The sequence below is a fragment of the Demequina lignilytica genome, assembly GCF_030418375.1.
GTDB lineage: Bacteria > Actinomycetota > Actinomycetes > Actinomycetales > Demequinaceae > Demequina > Demequina lignilytica.
Map to the genome: position 1 here is coordinate 100,066 of NZ_JAUHPZ010000004.1, position 25,850 is coordinate 125,915.

Here is a 25,850-nt window from a genome sequence, read left to right on the forward strand (position 1 = left end):
GTGCAGCTCAGGCTGACCCGCACCCAGCTCAACGAGCTCGAGCTCGTCCTCGCCGGCGCCTACGGCACCCGGCCCCGCTACCACCTGCCCACGGTCGCCGGGCACGTCGCCACCCTCCTCATCCGCGACGTCACCGCGGGCCGCCAGATCGAGCTGCTCGACACCGAGACCACTCCCATCGCGGTGATCGAGGTCGACGAGTCCACCACCACCGACCGAGGCACCTGGGTCGCCGGCACCGTCACCGCCCTGCGCGAACCCGCGACCCCGCCGTTCGCGCCCCTGCGCCCCGGACCGGGCCGCCCCCTGCTCGACCACGCCGTCCTCGCCGTCGGCCACGACCACGTCCCCGGCGACGAGCCCGTCATCCACCTCGACGCCGGCGACCCCGAGGCGCTGTCACGCGCGGTCCACACCGCCCAGCGCGACCGACGCACCGTCCGCGTCCTGCCCGAACCCGCCGCCGAGCACCTCGACGGCGACGCCCGCATCGAGCTCCTCAGCCACCTCGCCGAGGTCACCACCGCCGGCCACGTCACCGTCTCCCGACGTCAGCGCGCGCCCCGCGGCAACGGCCTCGTCGTCCTCTTCACCGGCCTGTCCGGCTCCGGCAAGTCCACCATCGCCCGCCAGCTCACGGGCCGCCTGCGCGCGGAGACCCACCAGCGCGTCACCCTCCTCGACGGCGACGAGGTCCGCGCCATGCTCTCCTCAGGCCTGGGCTTCTCCCGCGCCGACCGCGAGCTCAACGTCCGCCGCATCGGCTGGGTCGCCTCCCAGCTCGCCGCCCACGGCGGCATCGCGATCTGCGCCCCCATCGCCCCGTACCGGTCCATGCGCGACGAGGTCCGCACCATGGCCGAGCGCGCCGGCAGGTTCGTCCTGGTCCACGTCGCCACACCCCTCGAGGTGTGCGAGGCACGCGACCGCAAGGGCCTCTACGCCAAGGCCCGCGCCGGCGAGATCGCCGAGTTCACCGGCATCTCCGACCCCTACGAGGACCCCACCGACGCCGACGTGACCGTCGGCGCCCACGGCGAGTCCATCGAGGAATGCACCGAGCAGGTGCTCGCCGCCATCACCGGCGGCGTGGGCAGCTACATCATCTGAGGGCTCAGCCCCAGACCAGCCCCTGCGCCGGGTCGTTCATCACCCGCGCGATGTCCGCCAGCACACGCGCACCGAGCTCGCCGTCGACCAGACGGTGGTCGAAGCTCAGCGCGAGCTGCGTGACCCAGCGGATCTTGATCTCGCCGTCGTGCACCCAGGGCTGCTCGCGGATCGCCCCGAACGCCAGGATCGCCGACTCGCCGGGGTTGAGGATCGGCGTGCCGTTGTCGATGCCGAGCGTGCCGACGTTGGTGATGGTGATGGTGCCCCCGGTGAGGGATGCCGGCGAGGTGCGGTTGGCGCGCGCGAGCGCGGTCAGCTCGCCGAGCTCGATCGCCAGCTCCTTCATGGGCAGGCGGTGAGCGTCCTTGATGTTCGGCACCAGCAGGCCGCGCGGCGTCGAGGCCGCGATGCCCAGGTTGACGAAGTGCTTGTAGACGATCTCCTGCGCCTCGTCGTCCCAGCTCGCGTTGATCTCCGGGTGGCGGCGCACCGCCAGCAGGAGGGCCTTCGCTGCGATCAGCAGGGGCGTCACGCGGACGTCGGCGAACTCGCGGTCCGCTTTGAGGCGCTTGACCAGCTCCATCGACTCGGTCACGTCGACGGTGTGGAACACCGTGACGTGGGGAGCGGTGAAGGCGGACCTGACCATCGCCTCGGCGGTGCGCTTGCGCACCGACCTCACCGGCACGCGGGTGGAGCGCCCACCGTCGCTGGTGTAGCCCGACTCGAGCCACGGCTGGTCGTCGTTCACGTCGTAGGTGGTGAGCGTGCGGGTCGACTTCGCCTTCGCGGCCTGCTCGACGTCCTCGCGCGTGACCAGGCCGCCGGGGCCCGACGGGGTGACGGTGGTGAGCTCGACGCCGAGCTCCTTCGCGAGCTTGCGCACCGGCGGCTTCGCGAGCACCGGGTACTCGCTCGCCTCCCCGGCACCGCCGATCGCCTCGAGCGAGCCCTCCTTGCGGGGGCGACGATGCACGGCCCCGGCCTTGACCCCGTAGCCGACGAGCACGGCCGGGGCCGGCTCGTCCGCCGCGGCGGGGGCGGGCGCGGGCGCGGCGGGGGCGGGGGCGGGCGCCTCCGGCGCGGGAGTGGCGGCAGGCGCCGCCGCATCGTCCGCCGGCACCTGCGGGGGCGCCTCGCCGCCGGGGTCGACGTCGAACTCCACGATCGGGGCGCCCACCTCGACCGTCTCGCCCTCCGTCACGAGCAGGCGCGTCACCACGCCGTCGACCGGGCAGGGCAGCTCGACCAGCGACTTCGCGGTCTCGATCTCGACCAGCGGCTGGTTGACCTCGACGGTGTCGCCGACGGCGACGCGCCACGTGACCACGTCGGCCTCGGTGAGGCCCTCGCCCGCGTCGGGCATGTGGAAGATCTCGAAGGTGGGCATTCCCAGGCCTCTCAGTGCGTCATGACGCGGTCGACGGCATCGAGCACGCGGTCCAGGTTCGGCAGGTAGTCGTGCTCGAACTTGCTTCCAGGGTAGGGCGTGTGGAAGCCGCCGACCCGGAGGACGGGGGCGTGCAGGTGGAAGAACGCCTGCTCCATCACGCGCGCCGCGAGCTCCGCTCCGGCGCCGAAGGCGGTGGGGGCCTCATGCACGACCACCACGCGACCCGTGCGCTTGGCGGAGCGCACCACGGTGTCCGAGTCGAGCGGGGAGATCGACCGCAGATCGACCACCTCGACGCTGGTGCCCTCCGCGGCCGCAGCGTCCGCAACCTGCAGTGCGAGACGCACCGACGGCCCGTACGCCACGACCGTCACGTCCTTGCCCTCGCGGGCGATCCGGCCCCGGCTCATCTCGGCGGTCGCCGCGGAGGCGCCTCCGTCGGCGTCCAGCTGGGAGGCGACGCGCGACTCGTCGACCTCGCCCTTGTCCCAGTAGCGAGCCTTGGGCTCGAGGAACAGCACCGGGTCGGGCGACGCGATCGCCTGCTGGATCATGTCGTAGGCATCCTGAGGGGTCGCCGGGGAGACGATGCGCAGGCCGGCGGTGTGCGCGAAGAGCGCCTCGGGGCTCTCGGAGTGGTGCTCGACGGCTCCGATGTGTCCCGAGTACGGCACCCGGATGACCACGGGCAGCGTGATGGCGCCATGCGACCGGTAGTGCATCTTCGCCAGCTGCGTGGTGATCTGGTTGTAGGCGGGGAAGATGAACCCGTCGAACTGGATCTCCAGGACGGGTGTGTAGCCGCGCATCGCCATGCCGATCGCGGTGCCGACGATCCCCGACTCGGCGAGCGGGGTATCGACCACGCGGTCGGGGCCGAAGTCCTTCCACAGTCCGTCGGTGACGCGGAACACGCCGCCGAGCTGGCCGATGTCCTCACCCATGAGGACCACCTTCGGGTCGCGGTCCATCGCCGCGCGCAGGCCGCGGTTGATCGCGCCCGCGAGGGTCATGGTGCTCATGCGTGGACCCCCTGGTCCGCGAAGGACGCCTCGTAGCGGGCGAACCAGGCACGCTCCGCCTCGACGGTCGCGTGGGGCTCGGCATAGACGTGGTCGAAGATGCTCGCGGCGGGCGGCCGCTCCCACCCCTTCACCGCCTCGCGCGTGCGCCGCCCCAGCTCCTTGGCCTCGACGCCGGCGGCGTCCACCGCATCGTCCGTCAGCGCGCCCTGGGCGCGGAGGTAGGTCTCGAGGCGTGCGATCGGGTCGCGCTCGGCCCAGTAGGACTCGTCGGCCTGGCTGCGGTACTTCGACGGGTCGTCCGAGGTGGTGTGGGCTCCCATCCGGTACGTGAACGCCTCGATGAGCACCGGGCCCTGGCCCGAGCGCGCGTGCTCGAGCGCCCAGCGCGCGACCGCGTACGACGCGACCACGTCGTTGCCGTCGTAGCGCACGGCGGGGATGCCGAAGCCGGAGCCGCGCTGCGCCAGCGGCACGCGCGACTGGCGGGTGGTGGGCTCGGAGATGGCGAACTGGTTGTTCTGCACCATGAAGACGATCGGGGCGTTGTTCACGGCCGCGAAGGTGAGAGCCTCGTTGACGTCGCCCTGGCTGGTCGCACCGTCGCCGAAGCAGCAGAGGACCGCGCCGTCCGAATCCGCGCCGGTGCCGACCAGCCCGTCACGGTCCATGGCGAGCGCGTAGCCGGTGGCGTGCAGGGAGTGCGCACCGATCACGAGCGTGTACAGGTGGAAGCCGTGCTCCGCCGCGTCCCACGCGCCGTGCTGCAGTCCGCGGAAGATGCGCAGGATCTCGGGCAGGTCCACGCCGCGGGTGAGGGCGATGCCGTGCTCGCGATAGGACGGGAACACGAAGTCGGACTCGCGCAGGGCGTGGCCGGCGCCGATCTGCGCGGCCTCCTGGCCGAGCGACGGCACCCAGAGCCCGAGCTCGCCCTGGCGCTGGAGGCTGGTGGCCTCCTTGTCGAAGGCCCGTACCACCGTCATGTCGTGCCACATCGCGAGCAGCGCCTCGAGATCGAGGTCCGCCGCGTACCGCGAGAAGCGCTCGTCCTCGAGGCGCTCGCCGTGGCGGTTCAGCAGCTGGACCAGACCCTGGTCCGAGAGCGGTCCGTGAGCGTCCACGTGTCCCTCCGTCCTTGCATCAATCTTGCGTGCGGCGGGGCCGCCGCACGAACCTACGCCATCGTAGGTTACGGAACCGTAGGTTTCAAGCGGACCCCGCGCAGCGCGCACGGGACGCGACGCTCCCGACCAAGGTCGCACCCCGGCCTCGGCGCCACGTGTAACCTTATGTTCACCTTCATTCCACCATTCTCGTCAGGGGGCGCAACCGTGGGCACTCGCGTGATCACCTTCGGCACCTTCGACGTGTTCCACATCGGTCACGTCAACATGCTGACGCGCGCGCACGAGCTCGGCGACCACCTGACCGTCGGCGTCTCCACCGACGATCTCAACTTCTCGAAGAAGGGTCGGTACCCGATCTACCGCGAGGAGCACCGCATCGGCATCGTCAGCCGCCTGTCCTGCGTCGACGACGTCTTCTTGGAGCACTCGCTCGAGCTCAAGCGCGACTACCTGATCGAGCACCGCGCGGACATCCTGGTGATGGGCGACGACTGGGCCGGCAAGTTCGACGAGTTCCGAGACGTCTGCGAGGTCATCTACCTGCCGCGCACGCGCGACATCTCCACGACCGAGATCATCGCGAACATCCGAGCGCTCGACCTGTAGGAGGCCCGGCCTCCTCCGCGCCCCTGGTCGACTCCGCGATGGACAACCTCGCCGCCACGGCAGCACGCGGCCTCATGAAGCGCTCCCCCGCGCTCCGACGGCGGATGCGCGCCGCCGTGCGGTCGGTGCGCCGACTGGGCACCCGACGCCACGGAGACGCGCCCGCCGATCCCCGCACCGCGCTGTTCGAGTCGTTCCAGGCGCGCTCGTACGCCGGGTCGCCTCGGGCCGTGTACGAGCACCTGCTGGCCGACCCGCGCTTCGCGGACTGGCGGTTCGTGTGGGCGTTCCGTGAGCCTCCGGCGCCCACGCTGCTCTCCGGACCGCTGTCCGACCCTCGCACCTCCTGGGTGATCTACCGCCGTGCCGACTACCACCGCGCGGCCGCGACCGCCGGGTGGTGGATCACCAACGCGATCATGCCGGAGTACCTCGCGCTCGCGCCCGGGCAGCGACAGCTCCAGACCTGGCACGGCACCCCGCTGAAGAGGCTCGGGGCCGACATCATCGACAACACGACGACCGCGACCAGCGGCAAGAGCGAGATCGTGGAGCGCTACCGCCGCGCCGGCGAGGTCGCCACCTACCTGCTCAGCCCGTCGGGATTCGCGTCGCAGGCGTTCGCATCCGCGTTCGCGATGGACCCGGACCGGGCGGCGACCACGATCCTCGAGACCGGCAACCCGCGCAACGACGCGCTGGTGCACGCCGACGCCGCCGACGCGGCACGCACGCGCGAGGAGCTGGGCATCCCCCTGGGCGCACGGGTCGTCCTCTTCGCGCCGACGTGGCGCGACGATCAGCACTCGACCCGCCACGGCTACCGGCTCAGCCTGGGCCTCGACCCCGCGGAGCTCGCGGCCCGCCTCGGGCCCGACCACGTGGTGGTGCTCCGCGCTCACTATCTGGTGTCGGAGGCGATCGACGCCCGGTCTCTCCCCGACAACGTCGTCGACGCGTCACGTCACCCCGACATCAACGACCTGTTCCTCGCGAGCGACGTCCTGGTCACCGATTACTCGAGCGCGCTGTTCGACTACGCCCTGCTCGATCGACCCATGGTCTTCTTCATGCACGACCTCGACCGATACCGGCGGCAGCTGCGCGGGCTCTACCTCGAGCCCGACGACCTCCCGGGGCCGGTGGTCACGGATCTGGACGCCCTGGTCGACGCCGTCGCGACCACGGGCGAGCGCGCCGGCGACGAGGCCGCGGCGCGTGCCGCCTTCCGCGCGACGTACGCGACCGTCGACGACGGCCGGGCATCCGGGCGCGCCGCCGACCTGCTCCTCGAGGCGCCGGCCTCATGATCTCCCTGGCGACACGCATCGGCGTCGAGGCGGCCGTGCGGCTCCTGCGCGGCGTCGACCTCGTCATCGGCCGCCGTCCCACGGAGGACCTGGTGGTCATGATCAGCCGCCAGCACCGCACCACCTCCGGCGACTTCGCGCGGATCCGCAAGGAGATCGCTCGCGCGTCGCCCTCGACGCGCGTCGTGGTGCTCAACCACCGCAGCACCCGCAACCCGTTCATCGAGGCCGCTCGCATCCTGCAGCAGACGAGGCTGCTGGGCGCGGCTCGTGCCGCTGTCGTCGACACCTACATCATCCCGGTGAGCGTGCTGCGCCCCCGGCCGGACCGGCCGGTGGTGCAGATCTGGCACGCGAGCGGCGCGATGAAGCGGTTCGGCGTCGCCTCCGTCGGCACCGACGAGGGAGCGTCGCCCGCGGTCGCGCGCGGAATGCGGATGCATCGGGGGTACTCCGCGATCGTCGCCGGCGGCCCCGATGCCGCGGCGGAGTTCCGCGCCGGCTTCGGCGTGCCCGCCGAGGTGGTCGTCGAGACCGGCCAGCCCCGCCACGACCGGCTCGGCGATCCGGAGCACTGGGAGGGCGCGGAGCGCCGTCTGCGCGCGTCCTACCCCGACCTGGTGGGTCGCGGCCGCATCGTCGTCTACGCCCCGACCATGCGGCGGAACGCCGCGATCCGCTGGGAGCTGCTGTCCGCGGCCCTCCAGGACGCGGGCTACACCCCCGTCATCTGCCCCCACCCGCTCGACGCCCGCACCGCGGTCCACGGCCCCGGAGTGGTGGACGGCAGCGCCGTCCCCACCTCCGACTGGCTCGCCGTCGCGGACCACCTGGTGACCGACTACTCGGCGCTCGCGTTCGACTCCGTGGCGCGCGACGTCCCCACCTGGCTGTTCACCTACGACATCGACGAGTACCGGCGCTCGCCGGGCCTGTTCACCGACCCCACCGTCGACCTGGTCCCGATCACGTCCACGAGCCCGACCGACCTGGTCGAGCGGATCGCCGGGCATGACCGGATCGGGTCGCCCGAGGTCGTGGCCACCTGGGACCGCCTGCGCGCGGGGCACTGGGCGGTCACGGACGGGCTCGCGACCCGACGGCTCGTCGGACTGCTCGGGCTCGCCCCCGACGCCGTCCCCCCGCATCCCTCAGGAGCAGCATGAGACTCTCGCACGACGCGCGTCGCGCGGTCGACCTGGTCCGCCAGGTAGCCGACCGCCGACGGGCCGCGCACGCCTGGCGCGGACTCGCCTCCGAGCGGGCGGTCCCGGACCGGGTCACCCTCGAGGCGGTGGTCTACTTCGCGGACCCGCCGGTCAACCTGTACCAGATGCGTCAGTGGTACGAGCCCCTTCGCCGTCTCGCGGAGCAGCACCCGGTGGCCGTGATCACGCGCACCATCGAGAGCGCGGTCGCGCTCGCGCGGGAGTGCCCGCTCCCGGTGGTGCACGCGCGCACCATCGCGGACATCGAGACCCTCGTCGACGACAACGACCTGACCGCCGTGTTCTACGTCAACCAGAACACGCGCAACTTCCAGATGCTGCGGTTCCGCCGGCCCGCGCACGTGTTCCTCAGCCACGGCGAGTCCGACAAGGACTACATGGCGTCCAACCAGCTCAAGGCCTACGACTACACGTTCATCGCCGGAGACGCCGCCCGCGCGCGGCTCACCGGGAAGCTGGTCGGGTTCGACGTGGAGTCGCGCACCCTCGAGATCGGGCGCCCACAGCTCGACGTCCATCACGAGCCCCCTGCGCCGCTGCCCGCCGACGACCGTCGCGTGGTCCTGTACGCGCCCACGTGGGAGGGCGACCGCCCCTCGATGACGTACTCGTCGCTCGGCTCGCACGGGACCGCGATGGTCCAGGCTCTGCTCGCGACCGGCCGCGATCGCGTGATCTACCGGCCGCACCCCCGGACGGGGATCGCGGACCCGCGGTTCCGGCGGGCCCACGACCAGGTGGTGCAGCTGCTCCGGGACGCCTCGCACGCGGACCCGGCCGCCGGTCACCTGGTGGACACCGAGAGCGCGTTCGGCTGGCAGCTCGACGCGGCCGATGCGTGCATCGCCGACATCTCCGCCGTCGCCTTCGACTGGCTCGCCACGGGCAAGGCGCTGGTGCTCACCGAGCCCGCGAGCCCCGACGCGCACACCGACGGGGACGGCATCGCCGCGACGCTGCCGACGGTGACGCAGGACCGCGCGGCCGACGTGCCGATGCTGCTGACCGACGCCGACGGCGAGGAGGAGCGCGCGACGCGCGCAAGGCTCGTGCATCACTACTTCGGGGACACCACGCCGGGGGCGAGCATGGCGCGCTGGCTCGCCGCCGCCGAGCGGGTCATGGCGGAGCGCGCAGGCCTCTGAGCCGCGGGTGCGGCACGGTGCACGGCCGGCCGCCTCCGGGAAGGATCAGCGAGAGGCGTTGTACGCCTTGACGACCGCCTTCGGCTCGCCGTCCATGCGCAGCTCGCCGTGGTCGATCCAGAGGACGCGGGTGCAGGTGTCGCGGATGGACGACATCGAGTGGGAGACCAGGAACACGGTGCTCGCCTGATCGCGCATGTCGCGGATGCGCTGCTCGCTCTTGGCCCGGAACTCCTTGTCGCCGACCGCGAGCGCCTCGTCCACCAGCAGGATCTGGTGGTGGCGCGCCATCGCGATCGAGAAGCGCAGCCGTGCCTGCATGCCCGACGAGTACGTCTTCATGGGCAGGTCGATGAACTCCGCCAGCCCGGAGAACTCGACGATCTCCTCGCGGGCCGCCTCGACCTCCTCGAGGGTGAGGCCGAGCGCGAGACCGCCGAGCGTGATGTTCTTGTCCCCGGACAGGTCGGGGATCAGCGCGGCGTTGACGCCCAGGAGCGCCGGACGGGCGGACGCGTAGACCGCGCCGGTGGCCGGCGACTGGAGCCCGGCGATCGCGCGCATCAGGGTCGACTTCCCCGAGCCGTTGTGCCCGATGACGCCGATCGACTCCCCCTCGTCCACCCGGAACGAGACGCCCTTGAGCGCGTGGACCACCCGCACGCCCCGCTGCCGGCGCAGCAGCGACGGACGGTCCCCCGCGGCCTTGCCCGACGCGAACGAGCGGTACTCCACCTCGAGCCCGTCGACCACCACGGTCGGACGCCTGGTCTCAGGCGCGTCCATAGCGCTCCTCCGCCCGCCAGAAGAAGACGACTCCGAACACGAGAGTGACGAGCGCGGAGCCGGACGCGACCACCCACAGGAGAGGCTCGAGCTCCTGCGTGGTCTGGAGCGCGCCACGGCCGAGCTCGATGAACGCGTGCACGGGGTTGAACTGCGCGACCTGCAGCATCCAGGCCGGATGCGCGGGCGGCGCGAGCACCAGGTCGATCGAGTAGAAGATGCCGCTCGCGTAGAACAGGATCCTGGTGATGATCGGGATGAGCTGGCCGATGTCGCGCAGATGGACGGTGAGCCTCGCGGCGATCAGGGCGACCCCCAGGTTGAACATGGTCATCAGGGCGAGGATCGGCACCATCAGCAGCCAGTTCAGCGTCGGCAGCTCCCCGAACCCGATGAGGATCGCCACCAGCACCACGAGCATGGGGGCGAGCGTGTACAGCTCCTTGAGCACCGCCGATACCGGCAGCAGCATGCGCGGGAAGTGGAGGCTCCTGACCAGGGACACGTTGCCCGTCAGCGCCTTCGCGCCCTGCGAGAAGGACTGCGAGAAGAACGTGAACAGGAAGAAGCCGGTGACCAGGAACGGCACGAAGTTGTCCGGCCGCGAGTCGCTGGTCATGATGATCCCGAACACCGTGCCGTAGACCGCCGCCTGCAGCAGCGGGCTGATCACCACCCAGGCGATGCCCAGCCTCTGCTCGGAGAGCGTCGCCTCGAGCCGGTAGCGCGCGAGCGTGGTCGCGAAGCGGCGCCGATGCCAGAGGTCGACGAGGTACCGCCACAGGGACGGGCGAGCGCCGACGCGGGGCAGCCCCGCCTCGATCGCGACGGCCCGGTAGTCGATGTCAGCCAACGCGCCGCCCCCTTAGCCCTCGCCCCGCATGCGGCGCACCACCGCGTGCGGCTCGTCGTCCATCACGACCACGCCGTGCTCGAGGAGGATCCCACGGTCGCACAGGTCGGCGACCATGTTGAGGTCGTGGCTCACGATCACGAGCGTCTTGCCCGAGGCGCGCAGCTCGCGGATCCGGTCCAGGCACTTGCGCTGGAAGGGCTCATCTCCCACCGCCAGGATCTCGTCGACCAGGAACACGTCAGGATCAGTGTGCACCGCGACGGAGAAGGCCAGGCGAAGGAACATGCCCGACGAGTAGAACTTGACCTCCTGGTCGATGAACTCCTCGATCTCGGAGAAGGCGACGATCTGCTCGAAGCGCGCCTCGATCTCGGCCTCGCTCATCCCGAGGATCGCGCCGTTCAGGTAGACGTTCTCCCGCCCCGTGAGGTCCGGGTGGAAGCCGGCCCCCACCTCGATCAGGCCGGCGATGCGACCGCGGACGCCGATCTGGCCCTCGTCGGGCGTGAGCACCCCGGAGATGCACTTCAGCAGGGTCGACTTGCCCGATCCGTTGAATCCCAGCAGCGCGACGGTCTCGCCCTGGCGGATGGTGAGGTTCACGTCCTTGAGCGCGGTGAACTCGTCGGTCTCCACCGTGGCGCGGCGCACCCACCGGGCCACGGTCTCCTTGAGCGAGTGGACGTGCCGGAAGCGGAAGCGCTTGACCAGGCCGTCGACGACGATCGCCTCGGGCGTCTCGATGGACGGGTCGGTTGCCATCACAGCTCCTGCGCGAAGTTGCGGGACAGGCGGGTGAACACGCGGTCGCCTACCCACAGCAGGCCCATGCACACGACGAGCGCGATGACCCCGCGCCACATGACGTGGTCGATCAGGGCGCCGTCCCGGACGCCGGGCTCGGCCGCCGGGTACCAGAAGGCCCGGTGGAACAGCTCGACGGCGATGGTGAGCGGGTTCGCCTCGTACAGGCGCGTGAGCCAGCTGTCGGCACCGAAGTGGTCGCGCACGAGCCCGATGTTGTACAGCACGGGCGAGAACCACACCGCGACCATGAGGATCAGGTCGACGGTGTTCTCGGTGTCGCGGAAGGCGACGTTGACCGCGCCGAACAGGAGGCCGAGCGCGAGCGCGAAGACGATCACGAGCACGGCGCCCAGGAGGGCCGCACCGAGCGCGGCGGGGTCGGGTCGCCACCCCGAGACGAGCGCGCCGATCACCAGGATGACCAGCTGCGGCAGGAAGTGCACGAGCGCGACGAGCACCGTCGACAGGGGGAACAGCTGGCGTGGCAGGAAGATCTTGCGCACCAGCGGGGCGTTGCCGACGACGGAGCGGGTCGCGTTGCCCAGGATCTCCGAGAACAGGTTGACGACGACGATGCCGGAGAACAGGAAGATCGCGTAGGGAGGGATCGAACGGGACAGCTGGAGGAACTGCCCCATCACGAAGAAGAACACCGCGAACTGCGCGCCCGGCTTCACATAGCTCCACGCGAGTCCGAGCACGGATGCCTGGTACCGGACGCGCAGCTCCTTGCGCACCAGCAGGGTCAGCAGGTAGCGATGGGAGACCAGGGTGAGGAGGCCGCGAGCGACCCCCGGCCGCTCCATCCCTTCGGGGAGCGGCCTCGGGGAGACCTCAGTCATCCTCGTCCACGCCGTTCGCCGCGAACGTCGCCTTCCACTGGTCGGGAGAGGTGAAGGAGTCCAGCGCGCCGCGGTACTCGGCCTGAAGGTCGTCCCACCGCGCGATCGCCTTGCGGTGCAGGTTCAGGCTGCGGCGGAGATAGGCGCTGAACAGCTCGCGATCGCGGACGTAGAGCGACACCCCGGTGCCGTCGGCCGAGGTCACCACCGCCGAGTCGATCTGCGACAGCCTCCACCACTTCGCGGCCATCGAGGCGACGCGCTCCTCGGGGATCGCGAGGGCCTCGTCACGGACGGGACGCAGCTGGCGCAAGGCGCCGACCGCCGCGCCGATCACGAACGAGACGGGGTTGGTGGGCCGCTCCGGGTCCCGCCCCTTCGACGGCGGACGATGCCGGCGCGTGATGGGGTAGGCGGCCGGGTCCTTGGTGACCACCGCGTCGGTGTGCTTCACGCGCATCGACCGCACCTCGCCGAGCGTGGTCCCGATGGTGCGGTGCAGGTGATCGGGGCCCTCGAGCAGCTCCTCGAGCGCCTTGAGCCGCAGCTCGACGGCCGAGTACTGCAGCGACAGCAGGTGCTTCACGTCGGAGGTGAAGCTGGCGCGCGGGAGCACCCCTCCCCGCTTGTAGGGCGAGTGCAGCAGCGCCGCGAGCCAGCGGTTGCGCTGGTGGTAGTACGCCTGCCAGTCGATCGAGTCGTCCTTGTCCGTCCACGGCACGTGCCAGACGGCCGCACCCGGCAGGGACACGGTCGGGATCCCGTGGGCGCCGGCGCGAAGCGCGTACTCGGAGTCGTCCCACTTGATGAACACCGGCAGCGACAGCCCCACCTCGCGCAGCGCGTGGGTGGGGATGAGGCACATCCACCAGCCGTTGTAGTCGCCGTCGTGACGGCGGTGGAGCCAGGTGGTCGCGCGCAGGGGGTAGGACCCGAAGTCGTGGCCCTCCTTGGTGCCCGCGGCGGGACCCCACCAGAACGAGTAGCGGTTCACGCGCTCGGCATAGGCGTGCAGCACCGACTTCTCGTGCATCGAGAACATGTGCCCGCCCACGATCGTCGGGATCCGGCAGAAGTTCGCGAAGGCGACCGCGCGAAGGATGCCCTCGGGCTCGGACACCACGTCGTCGTCGAGCAGCAGCACGTAGTCCGACTCGCTGGCGGCGAGGGTCTCCGCCATCGCACGGGAGAAACCGCCCGAGCCGCCCAGGTTGCCCTGGCGCAGGTATGCCAGGCGGTCCCCCAGCGCCTCGGCGGCCTGCGCGAAGCGCGGCTCGTCCTTGACCCGCTGGTTGCCCTGGTCGACCACGTAGATCCGGTCGATGACCCCGTCGAGCGACCGGTCCGCGCCCATGGTGAGGAGCTGGTCGACGCAGTAGTCGGGGCGGTTGAACGTGGTGATCCCGACCGAGGCGGTCCCGGTGACCCGCTCGTGCGCGGCGGACACGGTCCACTCGGCGCGAACCAGCCGCACGGGGCCGTCCGAGGCGAGCAGGTCGAACCAGTACCACCCGCCGTCGCCGAACGGCGCGAGCGGCAGGTCGAACTCGGACGCGCCGCCGTCGGACGCGACCATCTCGACGCGCTGCGCGTGCCCGCGCGCGTTCGACTTGTAGACGACCAGCGTCGCGGGTCCCGACAGCTCGACCACCAGACGGACCGTGTCGACGTCGGTCCAGCGGCGCCAGTAGGAGGCCGGGAACGCGTTGAAGTACGTCGCGAAGGACACGTGCGAGCCGTCCTCGAGCGCGAGCGCGCGCCTGCTGACGAGGGTGGCGCCCGCATCGTGCGGACTGATCGCGAGCACCGGGTCGTCGAACACCCCGGCCGCCTCGCGCTTGCGCTGCGCCTGCTCCGTCAGCACCTGCGCGCGCGCCTGCGTGAAGTCGACGTACAGCGGGAGGGTGTCCGGGTCCGAGTCGGTCGGGAGCACCACCCGGTGGACGATGCGGCGGTCGGCCGCCGCGTGCGCGGTGCTGCCCGCGGTGGTCGCCGTCGCGGTCATCAGGCCGCCTTCCCGCCGAAGATCGGCTCGAGCTTGTTGTCCACCATGGACAGAGCCGAACCGATCGCCATGTGCATGTCGAGGTACTGGTAGGTGCCCAGCCGGCCGCCGAAGAACACGTCCTTCTCGCCGGTCATGAGGTCGCGGTAGCGCCCCAGCCGGTCGCGATCGGCAGGGGTGTTGACCGGATAGTACGGCTCGTCGCCTCGCTCCGCGAAGCGCGAGTACTCCTTCACCACGACCGTCCGGTCCTTCGGGTACCAGTCACGCTCGGGGTGCAGGTGCCGGAACTCGAGGATCCGGGTGTAGGGCACGTCCAGGTCGGCGTAGTTCATCACGGGGGTGCCCTGGAAGTCGCCCACGTTCAGCACCTCCTGCTCGAAGTCGATCGTGCGCCACGACAGGTCGCCCTCGGTGAAGTCGAAGTAGCGGTCGACGGGACCGGTGTAGACCACGGGCACCTGGCCGACCACGGCCGCCTTGCTCGCGTCCTGGGATGCGTCGAAGAAGTCGGTGTCGAGGCGGACCTCGATGCGCTTGTGGTCCGCCATGCGCTCGAGCCACGCGGTGTAGCCGTCGACCGGCAGGCCCTCGTAGGTGTCGTTGAAGTAGCGGTTGTCGTAGGTGTACCGGACCGGCAGGCGCGAGATCACGGACGCCGGCAGCTCCGTCGGGTCCGTCTGCCACTGCTTCGCGGTGTAGTTGCGGATGAAGGCCTCGTAGAGGGGACGGCCGATGAGGTTCACGCCCTGCTCGTCGAGGTTGGAGGGCTCCTTGCCTCCGAGCTCCGCGGCCTGCTCGCGGATCGCGGCCTTCGCCTCCTCGGGCCCGTAGGCGCTGCGGAAGAACTGGTTGATGGTGCCGAGGTTGATCGGCATCGGGAAGACCTCGCCGCGGTGGGTCGTGTAGACCTTGTGCACGTAACCCGTGAACGCGGTGAAGCGGTTGACGTACTCCCACACGCGCTCGTTCGACGTGTGGAACAGGTGGGTCCCGTACTGGTGGACCTCGATCCCGGTCTCCGGCTCGGGTGCGCTGTACGCGTTGCCCCCGATGTGGGCCCTCCGGTCGATCAGGAGCACGTTGGCGCCGTGCTGCTCGGCGAGCCGCTCCGCGACCGTGAGGCCGAAGAAGCCGGAACCCACCACCACGACATCAGTCATGCGAAAACTCCCATGGTCGTCGTGCGCTCCTGGACGGGCGCACAGTCGCGTCAAGGCTACCTGCGGCCATGAGAGGCCAGCAAAACGGGCGGTCCTGGCGGGCCCTCAGGACGGGGCGAGGGCGGGGGCGACCGGGACGGTTCGCGCATCGTCGTCGGTGCCGCGCTGGACGGCGACGGCGGCCGCCGTGAGCGCGAGCGCGGCGAAGGCGGCGACGACCAGGACGTTCGCGACCACACCCGGCACCCCGAGCGCCGCGGACATGACCGCGAGGCCCTCGCCGACGGAGCCGGCCTCCGGCCAGAACCCGTGCAGCGCGACCATCCAGCCCGCGCACGCCACCGCGCCCAGGCCCAGCACGGCGACCGCTCCCCCGATCGCGGGCAGCGGCGCGCGCAGCCGCCGCTCGACCACGGACCAGCTGATCGCCACGAGGACGCCGAGGATCAGGATCGCGGGGAACAGGTATCTCCCCTGGATCCCACGGAACAGTCCGTAGTTCCAGTAGATCTCCCACGCGTGGTTGAGCGTGATGGCGAGCAGCGCCACCGGGTACGCCGCGAGCACCAGCAGGATCAGACGATGCCGGGAGCGGATGGCACCCACCACCACCACGAGGAGCGTGACGACGAGGGCGCCGGCCAGGTACCAGCCGGGGAGCGCGAGCGCGGGGTTGAGGGAGCCCCAGAAGGTCGAGTTGAGTCGCAGCAGCGCCGTGGTGACGAACTCGAGGAGGTCGTAGCCCTCGGCCGCGACGTCCTCCCGGCCGGATCCGAAGTTGCTCGGCTGGATCGCACCGTAGACCAGGAGGTTGCGCAGGTACCACCAGCCGCCGGTCGCGAACGCGACCGCCATGGCGATCGCGGGCGCGATCAGGGCACGCCACCGCCAGCCGTGCCGGCGGACCGCCGGCACCGCGAGCGCGATCGCGACCACCGGGATCAGCGTGAGGAACAGCCCCTTGACGAACAGCCCCGCGCCCAGGGTCAGGCCGAGCACCGCCGCCCGCCGCCACGAGCCACGCTCCGAGTCCATGGCGACCACGCACTGGTGCAGCACCAGCGAGGCCAGGAGCACCGAGAGCGCGTCGTTCGACACCAGCGCGCCCACGTGGAAGTACTGCGGGATCGCCAGCACCGCCGCCGCTCCCACGAGCGCGCCCCGTGGGGATCCCGACAGGCGTCGTGCCGCGAGCGCGACAGGGATCGTGGCGAGCGCGACCCACAGGTCGCTGAGCAGCCGCATCGCGAGCAGCGCGTGGTCCCAGCTCCAGCCGTGCCCGCCGACGGCGGAGATCAGTCCGGCAGTGAGCCCGTAGTAGCCGGGAGGGTGCTGCGTCATCCAGTCCGGATCGTCGGCGATCCCGCGCGTGGACCCCTCGTGCTCGTCGAGCGCAGAGCGCTCGCCCGGGAGCGCGGGGGAGGCCTCGTCGCCCGCGAAGGGATGCCCGGCCTCGGACGCGGCGACGCGCACCGCGTCGAGCAGCGGCGCCTCCCGCGGTGCGGGCCACCCGCCGCCCTCCATGAGGCGCACCACCGAGTTGAAGTGGCGCGGCTCGTCGACCTTGGTGAACGGCTCGGCCATGAGGGACCATGCCGCTCCCACCAGCAGGACCAGCAGGGTCACGGAGGCGAGGCCGAGCCGCCAGGTCCGGCGCTCCCGCGCTCGCGTCTCGACTGCGCTCACGGCTGCCCATTCTGGCACGCGGCACCGCCGCATCGTCCGCCACCGTGCCGGGCGGGCACGGCAGGTATCCTCACGTACGAGCAGGACGCGCGTGCCCGTCGTCGCCGCGGAGGCCCGCCGGGCGCGGCCGGCGTGCGCAGACCCGACGAAAGGACGTGACGGATGCAGGCCGCCACCTCGGTGATGCCCACGACCCTCGGGTCCTCGCCGCTGCCCAGCCGTCTGCGGGACTCGCGGTGGTGGTGGGTGCTCGCCGCGGCCTCCGTCGCCATGCTCCTCCTCGCGATGTACGTCGTGTCGCGCTCCGCGATCGCGCCGCGGACGCCGTGGGACGAGAACGGCGTCCTCGAGCTCGCGCGCGTCTTCGCCGGCCAGGACGATGTGCCGCTGATGATCACCCGCGGGTACTACCCGCTGGCCTCGATCGTGATCGCGCCCATCTGGTGGTTCACGTCCGACGCGGCGACGGTCTACGCGTGGGCCAACCTGGTCTCCAACGTGGTGGGCTTCGCGACCATCCTGCCGCTGATCGGCCTGGCCAGGCGCATGGGCCTCTCGACGCCGCAGGCGATCCTCGCCTCTGCGGTCACGCTGACCCTCCCCGCGTACACGGGACTGGCCGACTACGTCCTGGCCGAGCAGTTCGTCGGCTTCCTGCTGGTGCTGGCCGCCTACCTCGCCTACCGCTACTGGGAGCGCCCGACCTTCGGGAGAGCGGGCCTCCTCGCGCTCGCCCTGCTCGCGGGGGTCTTCACGCATCCGCGGATGATCGTCGGGATCGGCGTGGCCGCGATCTGGCTCGCCGGCCTCCTGGTCTCCCGCACGCACCGGCTCACCGCAGGGGTCACCCTGGCGGTGCTCGTCCCGGCATCCCTGCTGGTCAACCGCGCCGCCAAGGCGCTCGCCGAGCTCGTGCTGTGGGGAGACTTCAGCCAGGGCGGCGCGCTGCAGCGGTCCCTGTCGGATCTCGATCCGGTGCTGATCATGAAGATCGCCTTCTCGCAGACCTGGGCGCAGCTCGTCGGCACGCTGGGCCTGGTGGCCTTCGGTGCCGTGGTGGTCGCGGTGTGGGCCGGTCGCGAGGTGCTCACGGAGCGCCGCTTCGGTCCCGGCGTCTTCATCCTCGGGCTGTCCCTCGCCGGGTGCCTGGTGTCGATCCTCAACTGGTCCAACCTCGGGGCTCACTTCTACAACGCCGAGCCGCGCCTGGACTCGTGGCTCTACACCCGCTACATCGCGCCGTTCGTGCTGGTGGTGATCCTGGCGGGCATCGCGGCCCTGCTGCGGCGCATGTCGCTGGCGATGATCGGCATCGCCGTCGGGTCGACGGTCGTGGTCGTCGCGGGCATGCTGACGGTGTTCGCCGACTCGATCCCGACGTGGGGCTCCACCTACGGCCCGGGCAACGTGGCGGCGCTGCGCGCCTGGGAGGGCATGTGGCCGACCGAGCCGCACGCGATCCCGCTGACCCCGACGCTCACCGGGCCCAACCGGTTCTGGGTGATCGCCTCCCTCGTGGTGCTCGCGGCACAGGCGGTCACGGTCGTGCTGTCGCGCTGGCCCCGCGTCCTCGCGGGCGCCCTCGTGGTCGGTGCCGCCTGGTACGCGCACCTGTCCGACCCGTCGCTCGCACGTGAGCTGCCCGACCGGATCGAGTCCGGGATCGACCGTGTCGAGACGGTCAGCGACGGACTCGTCGCGATCGACGTGGACATCGACTGCGGCGCCAGCATCGCCGGCCGCGACACGACCGCCAACTGGGTGGGCTACTGGCTCTCGCCCCGACAGGTGGACCTGGTCGGTGACGAGGAGGCCTTCGCCGCGGACGTGGTGATCGCGTGCGACGACTGGGATCTCGCGGCCGACCTCGGCGCGCTCAACGTGCCCGACTCGAGCAACTACGGCTACAGCGTGTGGGTGCCCGCCGGCGGGCTCCAGGACAACCTCGTGGACGCGGGCGTGCTCGCTCGTCCCTGACCGCCCCGGGCCCGCGGGCTCAGCCGTCGAGCTGGTCGAACCTGTACAGGAACGCCGCCATGGCGTCGCGACCGATGGTCGAGCCCGGCCGGTACTCCGCGCCCGCCGAGGTGTTCCAGCCGGTCGAGATGCCGGTCTCCGCGAGCCAGCAGATCTCCGTGTAGAACGGGTGGGACGGCGTGACGTCGACGAACGGCGAGCTGGTCGGAGCGACGTAGTCCTCGGGGGCCGCGAGCCGGTAGAGGAACGCGGCCATCGCGTCGCGGGTGATGTTCGACAGCGGGCGGTACTCGGCCCCGGCCGAGGTGCTCCAGCCCGTCGACACCCCCGTCGAGGCGAGCCACTCGATCTCGGCGAAGAACGAGGAGGTGGTCTTCACGTCGATGAAGCTCGACGAGCCCGGCGGGCTGTAGTCGGGCGCCGTGTACCGGTAGAGGAACGCGGCCATCGCGTCGCGGGTGATCCTCGAGAGGGGGCGGTAGACGACGCCCTCGGTGGTGTCCCAGCCGGTCGACAGGCCCGACGACGCCATCCAGAAGATGGCCTCCGCGTGCTCGCTGTAGTCGTTCGACGCGGCGTTCGCGGACACGTCGGCGAACGGGTAGCCCACGACGACCGTGCCGCCCACGTACGCCGCGCGCACCTCGCGGAACTCGATGACGTTGACGCCGTCCTCCTTGACGCGGTCCGCGATGGGCCAGCCCCAGGCACCCCCGGGCCCGCCGGCCGCCTTGTACGCCGTCGCGATCGAGCCGTTGGGCACGTACGTGAAGATCCCGTCGGCCGTCTGGTACAGCGTGCCGTTGGAGAACCGCTGGTACCAGCCTCCGCCGTTCGCGTCGACGCGCACGCCGGCCGTCAGCGCTGCGCCCAGGACGTCAGCGCCGCCATGGGACTCGTACGTCGAGGCGAAGCGGGCCGCCACCGGGTAGCCCGTGGTCGGGCCGAACCAGGTCGTGTAGTAGTTGTAGAAGTTGCGGTTGCCGTACGACGAGCAGGTGTCGCCGGTGCCCCAGCCGGCCGCCAGCGCCGCCGCGTTCGGCGTGTAGGGCGTGTAGTTGTACAGGCCGGCCGTGGCCTGGTTCTTGATGACCACCTCGATGGTCGCCGTGCACGAGGCGGTCGCCGTGGTGTTCGCCGGGTGGATCTTCAGGTTCGTGGTGCGTCCGGCGACATGGCCGTAGCTCGTCGGGTTCGCCTGGTAGCGCTTGAACTGCTTCGCCGCGTTGTAGACCTGGTTGAAGAACCCGTAGTAGAGCTCCGCGCACGTGCCGCTGTCCGGGCACCCGTAGCCCATCGCCGACCGGTAGCGCCAGGAGCTCGGGTAGGTGTTCGTGACCAGGCCCTGCTCCTTCTGCAGGGTGACCAGGATCACCTTCTGGCTCACCCCGCAGGCGCGGGCGACGATATCGATCACCTTCGCGGCGGTCACCCCGGTGCGCGCGCTGATCGCCTTGCACAGCACGGTGCCGTCGGCGAGCACCGCGGCGTCCCGAGCCGCGAACTCCGTCACGTAGTCCTTGAGGCACACGATGTCGTCCGGATCCGCGTCCCGCTCGGGCTCGCACTCCGGGACCTTCTCGTCGAGGAAGGCCTGGATCTCCTTCGCCGTCATCGCGTCGGAGTCGTAGAACAGCGCGTCCGAGATGATCATCGACCGGTCGAACCCGTCGGTGACGAGGGCCGCGGCGGGCTGCGCGGGCGCCAGCACGGCGACCAGGGTCGCGAGGCCCAGGACGAGCGCGGTGAGCCTCGAGCGGACGACGACGGTCATGGGATGTCCACCTCCTGGGGGGCTGAGGTCCCCTCGGCGGTGTCCGACCGGAAGGCGATCGTGAGCGACCAGGTCCCGCTCGACAGGTCGTCCACGTCGACGATCAACCCGTCGCCGCAGCTGCTCGACGCGGCGGAGCGCGCAGACTCGCCGTTGGCCGTCACGGTGCGGTCACCGTCGGTCATGGTCATGAAGCAGAGGGCCCCGTCCTCGACGACGCCCTCGACCACCGCGCCGGCGGAGAACAGGCCGTTGGACACGCCCCAGCTGGTCACCGTCACGGCAACCTGCGCCCGATTCTCGCCCGGTGCGGGCGTCGGCGTGGTGGCCGGGGGGTCGCTCGCGACGGCGTCCGTCGGCGACGTCGCGCTCGGCGTGGGCGTGGACGATGCGGGGGTCGGGCTCACGCTCGGCTCGGACGGCGCTGCCGTCCCGGTGCCCGAGGCCTCCGCGGTGGGGCTCGCCGAGGCCTCGGTCCCGTCCGTCGAGGTGCAGCCCGACAGCACCGCACCGAGCGCCGCGGCGGATGCGGCGGCGATCAGGGTGCGGCGAGCGCGCGGGGTCGAGATCCTCAGCATGGTCGGCTCATGCTACGTCCGTCGACGGAGCCCTCGAGGCAGCCTCGCCGCGCGTCGCCGCGACTCCCAGGAACTAGCGCTCGGACGGCGCGGGCGTGCTGAGGTAGCCCTTGATCGCGGCCTTCGCGGCGCGGCCGATCCGCCCCTCGCGGGCCACGCGACGGATGATGCCGAACTGCTCCATCGCGGTCTCGCGCACGGCGGGGACGGCCGTGGTGAGCTGTGCGCGGATCTCCTGCTTGGCCCGGTCGAGGTCGGTCATGCGCTCCTCGAAGGCCTCGACGGTCGCGTCGCTGGCCGCCATCGCCCACTCGGCCTGACCCACCTGGTCGAGCACCTCGCGGTACTTGTGCGACCAACCGAGCACCAGGGTCGGCACGCCCTGCGCCAGCGAAGAGACCATGGCGTGGAAACGGGAGGCGACGAACAGGTCGCACTGCCCGATGAGCACGCGCAGGGCACCCGGCGTGAGCTCGCCCTCGGCGAAGCGCACGTTCTCCGGCGACGCGACGTTCGCGAGGATCTCGCGGCACACGGGGCCGTCGTTGTTGTGGAGCTTGTCGGGGTTGGGGCGCGTGGAGTGCGCGATGAGCAGGACCGGACGGCCCATGACCTCGGTGAGGTGGTCGATGTGGCGGACCACCTCGGCCACGTAGTCCTCGCCGCGCTTCGCGGCGGACTCGCGCAGCACCTGGGAGGGCGAGTAGCCCACCACATCGCCGCCCGCGAAGAACGAGGCGGGCACCGAGGCCTCCGCGATCTCGCGGTCCTCCGGCGTGATGTCGAGCGTGAACGCCATGTCCGCGCCGGCGGTGACGTTGGTGAGGCCCAGGCCCATGAGGTGCTCGTGCGTGATGGCGCCGCGCGAGATGATCGCCGCCATCTTCGGAAGGTAGATGCCGGCGAGCGCGCGGTTCACCGGGTTCTCGAACGGCCCGAGCGCCTGCGCGCACTTCACCACCGGCGTCCCGGTGTTGAGCGCGGGGAGGATGGACGCGACGTTGTAGATCAGGTACTTCTCGCGGCCGTCCACGAAGGTGATGCCACCCTCGTCGAGGAGCACGTCGGCATCGGCGATCGCGCCGACCTCGGGCACCGCCTTGCGGATCGCGTCGCGCGCCGGGGGCAGCAGGCGCCACAGCAGCGCGCCGCCGTTGATGAGCACGCCCAGCCGCAGGGGCGACGCATCCATGACCTCCACGTTGTCGTGCACGTTGAGGTCCGCGTCCGAGCGCGGGTACATGCTGAGGTGCGTGATCTCGACGTCGTCGCCCTGCGCGGTGAGATGCGCGATGGAGCTCTCGAGCATCGCGGCGGCGCCGCGGTTGCCGGAGAAGGCCGAACCGATGATGGCCACCTTCATGACTGCTGCCTCGTCTTTCGGGTCTGGAGGGTGAGGATGCCGTAGACGCCCGCGATCAGGGCGTCGGCGACGGTCGCGAGCACGCGTGCCACGAGCGAGACCACGATCGCCTTCTCGGTGCCGAGGTACGGCGCCGCGAAGAGGACGAACACGGCCTCCCGCACGCCGAGTCCGCTGGGCACGAACACCGCCAGGATGCCGACCGCGCCCGCAACAGCATAGGCCGCGGTCAACGGGAGCCACGACTCGGGGCCGGCGCCCGCGAGCGCCGCTGCGATGAACGCGATGCCCACGCCGTTGATCACCCGGGGCAGGAGGAACGCGGCCTGGAAGCGCATCGTCACCCCGAACGGGAGGAACAGGTCGCGGGGGACGTCACGCTTGAGCGTGCGTCGTCCCAGCACCGACACCACGCGGTGGAACACCGCGGGGTGGGTGGCGGCCGCGAGCGGCACCATGGCCGCGAGGGCGAGCCACACCGTCCCCGAGACCTCGAGAGAGCCGCCGCGGGCGAGGGCGAGGATGGCGACCATGGGGATGGTCGAGCCGAGCAGCAGGAAGGCGTTCTCGTAGACGACCGAGATGAGGATCACCAGCCGCGAGACGCCGCGCCGCTGCCCCCACACCACCTTGTTGAGGACGAACCCGACCTGCCCGGGCACGTACTTCAGGAGCCACGAGGAGAAGTGGACGCGGACCGCCTCGACGCCCGAGACCGGGGTCGGGTCGAGCCGGCGGACGATCCGTCCCCACAGGGTGCCGGAGACGGCCACGGCGAGCACGAACGCGACGGTCGCGGCGACCGCCCACCAGCCCAGCGAGAGGTCCTCCTCGCGGAGATTGTCCCAGTTGCTCGCCAGGGACCGGCCGAAGAAGTACGCGACCACGCCGATGACCGCGACCGCGACCGCGGTCCGCATCGCCCTGCCACGCCACCAGGGGGCGCGGCGCGCCGGGGTCGGCGAGCCGTCCGACGCGTCGAGGTCGTCGGCTCCCGCCGGGCTGTCAGCCAAGGGAGTTGTACGTCCTGATGTTGTCGATCTCCTTCTTCTTGGAGTACGCGACCAGGGCGTCGGGATCGGCGTAGCCGACGGCGATGAGCATGATCACCCGCTCGTGCGGCGCGAGGCCGAGGGTCTTCGCCATCTTCGCCTCGAGCGGCTCGAAGTCGGGCCAGTTGATGATCGAGGAGCTGAGGCCGAGCGTCTCGAGGGCGTAGATGAAGCCCATGGTGGCGAGCGACGAGTCGATGTACGGCACGTGGCGGTCCCGCGGCGAGAAGTAGTTCGACAGGTCGCCCTTGACCACGACGATCGTGGGGATCTGATGGCCGTACCCGGCGGCGCCGAACGGGATCCCCGACACGACCTTGACCTGCTCCGGCTCGTCGAACACCAGGAACTCGTACGGCAGGCGGTTGCAGGCGGAGGGCGACTGGCGTGCGACCAGCAGCGCCTGGTCGACCAGCTCACGCGGGACGGGCTTGTCCTGGAACCAGCGGATGGAGCGACGCGACTCGGCGAGCTGCAGCATCTGGTCGAACGTGATGTCGGTGCGTGCGAGCGTGCCCTGCGGATAGGGGCGCACGTCCGCGGACGACGAGTAGGCGGGCAGCGACTCGAAGCGGACGCGCGAGCGCGCGACGCCCGGGTCGTCGTCCGTGACGATCGAGAAGTACTCGGAGAGGACGTCGTAGGCCCACTGCATCTCGCCCGCATCGATGTTCGACACCGTGTGCGGCCGCTCCAGCGCGTGCGCGTAGAACTCGACCGTCTCCTCGATGTAGTCGCGCGCGAAGACCGCGCGGCGCGGCTGCATCAGGATGCCCTTCTCGAGCCGGTGGACGTTGCGACGGAGCTCCACGTGGTTCGCGCGGTGCGTGGTGAGGTTCCGGTAGTACGCGCGCCGGCCCGACAGGACCGCCCACTGCTCGCGGTTGTGCGTGGCGAAGCCCAGCAGCGAGTACGCCGTGGCGCCCACCCGCGTGGAGGCGGCGACCTCGAGGACGCCGCGGTTGGCGGCGTTGTAGGTCTTGCGGATGGCGGGGTTCGCCAGCGCGGTCTTGGCGATGCTCTTGAGCTTGCCGATCACGGGATCTCCTTGATTCCGACCCGCGGGGTGACGGGGCCGTACTGCTGCTCCTTGAGGCGTTCGAGCGCCTGCTCCTGGAGGATGCGGTTGGTCTTGGACAGGTCGGAGAGCACTCCGAGCGCGATGGACAGCAGCGCGCCGATCAGGAGCAGCGTGCCGAGCATGAGCGACTGGAAGTGGTTGCCGTGGTCGCCGGTGGCGAGCAGCACGGCGTAGCGCACGAACGGGTAGAGGCCGATCAGCCCGAAGACCCACGCCAGCGCCGCGAAGATGCTCCACGGCTTGAACATGATGTACGAGCGCAGGATCGCCTGGCCCGACTTCAGCATGTGCTCGAACATGTTCGAGAACAGCCGCGACTCGCGGGTCTTCGGGTTCGTGTCGATGGGCACGGAGGCGATGGACAGCCGCTTGTTGCCCGCCTGGATGATGGTCTCCATGCAGTACGAGAACTGCGTGACCACGTTGAGGCGGTAGAGCGACCAGCGCGAGTAGGCGCGGAAGCCGGAGGCGGCGTCGGGCAGGTCGGTGCCCGCCGCCCGGTTCACCACCCACGAGCCGAACCGCTGCATCGTCTTCTTGAACGGCGAGAAGTGCTCGATGGTGTGGGTCTGGCGGTCGCCGATCGCGATGTCGGCGACCCCGTCGAGGACCGGACGGACCAGATCCGGGATGCGCTCCTGCGGGTACTGGTTGTCGCCGTCGGTGTTGACCACGATGTCGGCACCGTGGGCGAGCGCGTAGTCGATGCCGTCGCGGAACGACTGCGCGAGACCCATCGGGCGCGTGTGGCGCAGCACGTGCGCGCCGAACTCGCGCGCGATCTCGCCGGTGCGGTCCGACGAGCCGTCGTCGATCACCAGGAGCTCGATCTCGTCGATGCCCTCGATCTCCGTCGGGATCCCTCCGAGCACGGTGGCGAGGGTGGCTTCCTCGTTGAGGCAGGGCACTTGGACGATGAGCTTCACGTAGGA

At 70.9% G+C, this 25,850-nt stretch carries 22 protein-coding genes; 6 read left to right on the forward strand and 16 right to left on the reverse strand.

What is annotated here, in order from left to right; genetic code table 11:
* The gene (gene cysC, locus QQX13_RS08205; RefSeq protein ID WP_301153083.1) at window positions 1–1,110 is read left to right on the forward strand and encodes an adenylyl-sulfate kinase; all 1,110 of its coding nucleotides are present in this window, start codon (window positions 1–3) and stop codon (window positions 1,108–1,110) included.
* Between the two features lie 4 nt (window positions 1,111–1,114).
* On the opposite strand, the gene QQX13_RS08210 is transcribed toward cysC, so the two are convergent.
* The 3 genes from QQX13_RS08210 to pdhA are packed head-to-tail and all read right to left on the reverse strand — an operon-like array spanning window position 1,115 to window position 4,652.
* The gene (locus QQX13_RS08210) at window positions 1,115–2,503 is read right to left on the reverse strand and encodes a dihydrolipoamide acetyltransferase family protein (RefSeq protein WP_301153084.1); all 1,389 of its coding nucleotides are present in this window, start codon (window positions 2,501–2,503) and stop codon (window positions 1,115–1,117) included.
* 11 nt (window positions 2,504–2,514) lie between these two features.
* Window positions 2,515–3,528, reverse strand: a complete 1,014-nt coding sequence (locus tag QQX13_RS08215) for an alpha-ketoacid dehydrogenase subunit beta (RefSeq protein WP_301119150.1) — start codon at window positions 3,526–3,528, stop codon at window positions 2,515–2,517.
* Entirely contained in the window at window positions 3,525–4,652 is a 1,128-nt protein-coding gene (pdhA, locus tag QQX13_RS08220; protein WP_301119148.1) for a pyruvate dehydrogenase (acetyl-transferring) E1 component subunit alpha, read from the reverse strand. The genes QQX13_RS08215 and pdhA overlap by 4 nt, the downstream gene beginning before the upstream one ends.
* A 210-nt stretch (window positions 4,653–4,862) precedes the next feature.
* On the opposite strand from pdhA, the gene QQX13_RS08225 reads away from it, so the two are divergent.
* Genes QQX13_RS08225 through QQX13_RS08240 form a run of 4 tightly spaced genes read left to right on the forward strand, consistent with a single transcriptional unit; the run spans window position 4,863 to window position 8,948 of the window.
* Complete coding sequence (locus QQX13_RS08225; RefSeq protein ID WP_301119146.1) at window positions 4,863–5,264, forward strand: FAD synthase family protein; 402 nt, start codon at window positions 4,863–4,865, stop codon at window positions 5,262–5,264.
* Between the two features lie 38 nt (window positions 5,265–5,302).
* Window positions 5,303–6,574 (forward strand): CDP-glycerol glycerophosphotransferase family protein, encoded by a 1,272-nt coding sequence (locus tag QQX13_RS08230; RefSeq protein WP_301153085.1) that lies wholly within the window; start codon window positions 5,303–5,305, stop codon window positions 6,572–6,574.
* Entirely contained in the window at window positions 6,571–7,740 is a 1,170-nt protein-coding gene (locus tag QQX13_RS08235; RefSeq protein WP_301153086.1) for a CDP-glycerol glycerophosphotransferase family protein, read from the forward strand. Before QQX13_RS08230 ends, QQX13_RS08235 begins: the two co-directional genes overlap by 4 nt.
* Window positions 7,737–8,948, forward strand: coding sequence for a CDP-glycerol glycerophosphotransferase family protein (locus tag QQX13_RS08240; RefSeq protein ID WP_301153088.1), 1,212 nt, complete (start codon window positions 7,737–7,739; stop codon window positions 8,946–8,948). The genes QQX13_RS08235 and QQX13_RS08240 overlap by 4 nt, the downstream gene beginning before the upstream one ends.
* Window positions 8,949–8,993: 45 nt before the next feature.
* Here QQX13_RS08240 and QQX13_RS08245 read toward each other — a convergent pair whose 3' ends face one another.
* From QQX13_RS08245 to QQX13_RS08275, 7 genes are all read right to left on the reverse strand, one after another.
* Entirely contained in the window at window positions 8,994–9,734 is a 741-nt protein-coding gene (locus QQX13_RS08245) for an ABC transporter ATP-binding protein (RefSeq protein WP_301153090.1), read from the reverse strand.
* Window positions 9,721–10,587: an ABC transporter permease gene (locus QQX13_RS08250; RefSeq protein WP_301119132.1), complete on the reverse strand. Its 867-nt coding sequence runs from the start codon at window positions 10,585–10,587 to the stop codon at window positions 9,721–9,723. Before QQX13_RS08250 ends, QQX13_RS08245 begins: the two co-directional genes overlap by 14 nt.
* Window positions 10,588–10,599: 12 nt before the next feature.
* Window positions 10,600–11,352: an ABC transporter ATP-binding protein gene (locus QQX13_RS08255; RefSeq protein WP_301119130.1), complete on the reverse strand. Its 753-nt coding sequence runs from the start codon at window positions 11,350–11,352 to the stop codon at window positions 10,600–10,602.
* Window positions 11,352–12,239 carry an ABC transporter permease gene (locus QQX13_RS08260; protein WP_301119128.1) on the reverse strand — a complete coding sequence of 296 codons (888 nt, stop codon included), beginning with the start codon at window positions 12,237–12,239 and terminating at the stop codon, window positions 11,352–11,354. The genes QQX13_RS08255 and QQX13_RS08260 overlap by 1 nt, the downstream gene beginning before the upstream one ends.
* Window positions 12,232–14,244 carry a glycosyltransferase gene (locus QQX13_RS08265; RefSeq protein WP_301153092.1) on the reverse strand — a complete coding sequence of 671 codons (2,013 nt, stop codon included), beginning with the start codon at window positions 14,242–14,244 and terminating at the stop codon, window positions 12,232–12,234. The genes QQX13_RS08260 and QQX13_RS08265 overlap by 8 nt, the downstream gene beginning before the upstream one ends.
* Window positions 14,244–15,407, reverse strand: a complete 1,164-nt coding sequence (gene glf / locus QQX13_RS08270) for a UDP-galactopyranose mutase (protein ID WP_301119125.1) — start codon at window positions 15,405–15,407, stop codon at window positions 14,244–14,246. The genes QQX13_RS08265 and glf overlap by 1 nt, the downstream gene beginning before the upstream one ends.
* 105 nt (window positions 15,408–15,512) lie before the next feature.
* Window positions 15,513–17,093, reverse strand: coding sequence for a DUF2142 domain-containing protein (locus tag QQX13_RS08275; RefSeq protein WP_301119124.1), 1,581 nt, complete (start codon window positions 17,091–17,093; stop codon window positions 15,513–15,515).
* A gap of 162 nt (window positions 17,094–17,255) precedes the next feature.
* Between QQX13_RS08275 and QQX13_RS08280 the strand changes: the two genes are divergently transcribed.
* Window positions 17,256–19,070, forward strand: a complete 1,815-nt coding sequence (locus QQX13_RS08280; protein WP_301153093.1) for a hypothetical protein — start codon at window positions 17,256–17,258, stop codon at window positions 19,068–19,070.
* A gap of 19 nt (window positions 19,071–19,089) precedes the next feature.
* Here the strand turns inward: QQX13_RS08280 and QQX13_RS08285 are convergent, their stop codons facing one another.
* The 6 genes from QQX13_RS08285 to QQX13_RS08310 form a co-directional block, all read right to left on the reverse strand.
* Window positions 19,090–20,844, reverse strand: coding sequence for an S-layer homology domain-containing protein (locus QQX13_RS08285; protein ID WP_301153094.1), 1,755 nt, complete (start codon window positions 20,842–20,844; stop codon window positions 19,090–19,092).
* Window positions 20,841–21,422, reverse strand: a complete 582-nt coding sequence (locus QQX13_RS08290; protein WP_301153095.1) for a hypothetical protein — start codon at window positions 21,420–21,422, stop codon at window positions 20,841–20,843. The genes QQX13_RS08285 and QQX13_RS08290 overlap by 4 nt, the downstream gene beginning before the upstream one ends.
* A gap of 73 nt (window positions 21,423–21,495) precedes the next feature.
* The gene (locus tag QQX13_RS08295) at window positions 21,496–22,785 is read right to left on the reverse strand and encodes a polysaccharide pyruvyl transferase family protein (protein WP_301153096.1); all 1,290 of its coding nucleotides are present in this window, start codon (window positions 22,783–22,785) and stop codon (window positions 21,496–21,498) included.
* A complete protein-coding gene (locus tag QQX13_RS08300; protein ID WP_301153097.1) occupies window positions 22,782–23,798 on the reverse strand; it encodes a lysylphosphatidylglycerol synthase domain-containing protein in 1,017 nt (338 codons plus the stop codon). Before QQX13_RS08300 ends, QQX13_RS08295 begins: the two co-directional genes overlap by 4 nt.
* The gene (locus QQX13_RS08305) at window positions 23,791–24,876 is read right to left on the reverse strand and encodes a nitroreductase family protein (protein WP_301119118.1); all 1,086 of its coding nucleotides are present in this window, start codon (window positions 24,874–24,876) and stop codon (window positions 23,791–23,793) included. The genes QQX13_RS08300 and QQX13_RS08305 overlap by 8 nt, the downstream gene beginning before the upstream one ends.
* The gene (locus QQX13_RS08310) at window positions 24,873–25,844 is read right to left on the reverse strand and encodes a glycosyltransferase family 2 protein (protein ID WP_301119117.1); all 972 of its coding nucleotides are present in this window, start codon (window positions 25,842–25,844) and stop codon (window positions 24,873–24,875) included. Before QQX13_RS08310 ends, QQX13_RS08305 begins: the two co-directional genes overlap by 4 nt.
* Window positions 25,845–25,850 lie beyond the last annotated feature (6 nt).

Coding starts and splice junctions, on each gene's coding strand:
- QQX13_RS08210 (WP_301153084.1), bottom strand. CDS start 2,503: ATGCCCACCTTCGAGATCTTCCACATGCCCGACGCGGGCGAGGGCCTC.
- QQX13_RS08215 (WP_301119150.1), bottom strand. CDS start 3,528: ATGAGCACCATGACCCTCGCGGGCGCGATCAACCGCGGCCTGCGCGCG.
- QQX13_RS08230 (WP_301153085.1), top strand. CDS start 5,303: ATGGACAACCTCGCCGCCACGGCAGCACGCGGCCTCATGAAGCGCTCC.
- QQX13_RS08235 (WP_301153086.1), top strand. CDS start 6,571: ATGATCTCCCTGGCGACACGCATCGGCGTCGAGGCGGCCGTGCGGCTC.
- QQX13_RS08240 (WP_301153088.1), top strand. CDS start 7,737: ATGAGACTCTCGCACGACGCGCGTCGCGCGGTCGACCTGGTCCGCCAG.
- QQX13_RS08245 (WP_301153090.1), bottom strand. CDS start 9,734: ATGGACGCGCCTGAGACCAGGCGTCCGACCGTGGTGGTCGACGGGCTC.
- QQX13_RS08255 (WP_301119130.1), bottom strand. CDS start 11,352: ATGGCAACCGACCCGTCCATCGAGACGCCCGAGGCGATCGTCGTCGAC.
- QQX13_RS08260 (WP_301119128.1), bottom strand. CDS start 12,239: ATGACTGAGGTCTCCCCGAGGCCGCTCCCCGAAGGGATGGAGCGGCCG.
- QQX13_RS08265 (WP_301153092.1), bottom strand. CDS start 14,244: ATGACCGCGACGGCGACCACCGCGGGCAGCACCGCGCACGCGGCGGCC.
- glf (WP_301119125.1), bottom strand. CDS start 15,407: ATGACTGATGTCGTGGTGGTGGGTTCCGGCTTCTTCGGCCTCACGGTC.
- QQX13_RS08280 (WP_301153093.1), top strand. CDS start 17,256: ATGCAGGCCGCCACCTCGGTGATGCCCACGACCCTCGGGTCCTCGCCG.
- QQX13_RS08285 (WP_301153094.1), bottom strand. CDS start 20,844: ATGACCGTCGTCGTCCGCTCGAGGCTCACCGCGCTCGTCCTGGGCCTC.
- QQX13_RS08290 (WP_301153095.1), bottom strand. CDS start 21,422: ATGCTGAGGATCTCGACCCCGCGCGCTCGCCGCACCCTGATCGCCGCC.
- QQX13_RS08295 (WP_301153096.1), bottom strand. CDS start 22,785: ATGAAGGTGGCCATCATCGGTTCGGCCTTCTCCGGCAACCGCGGCGCC.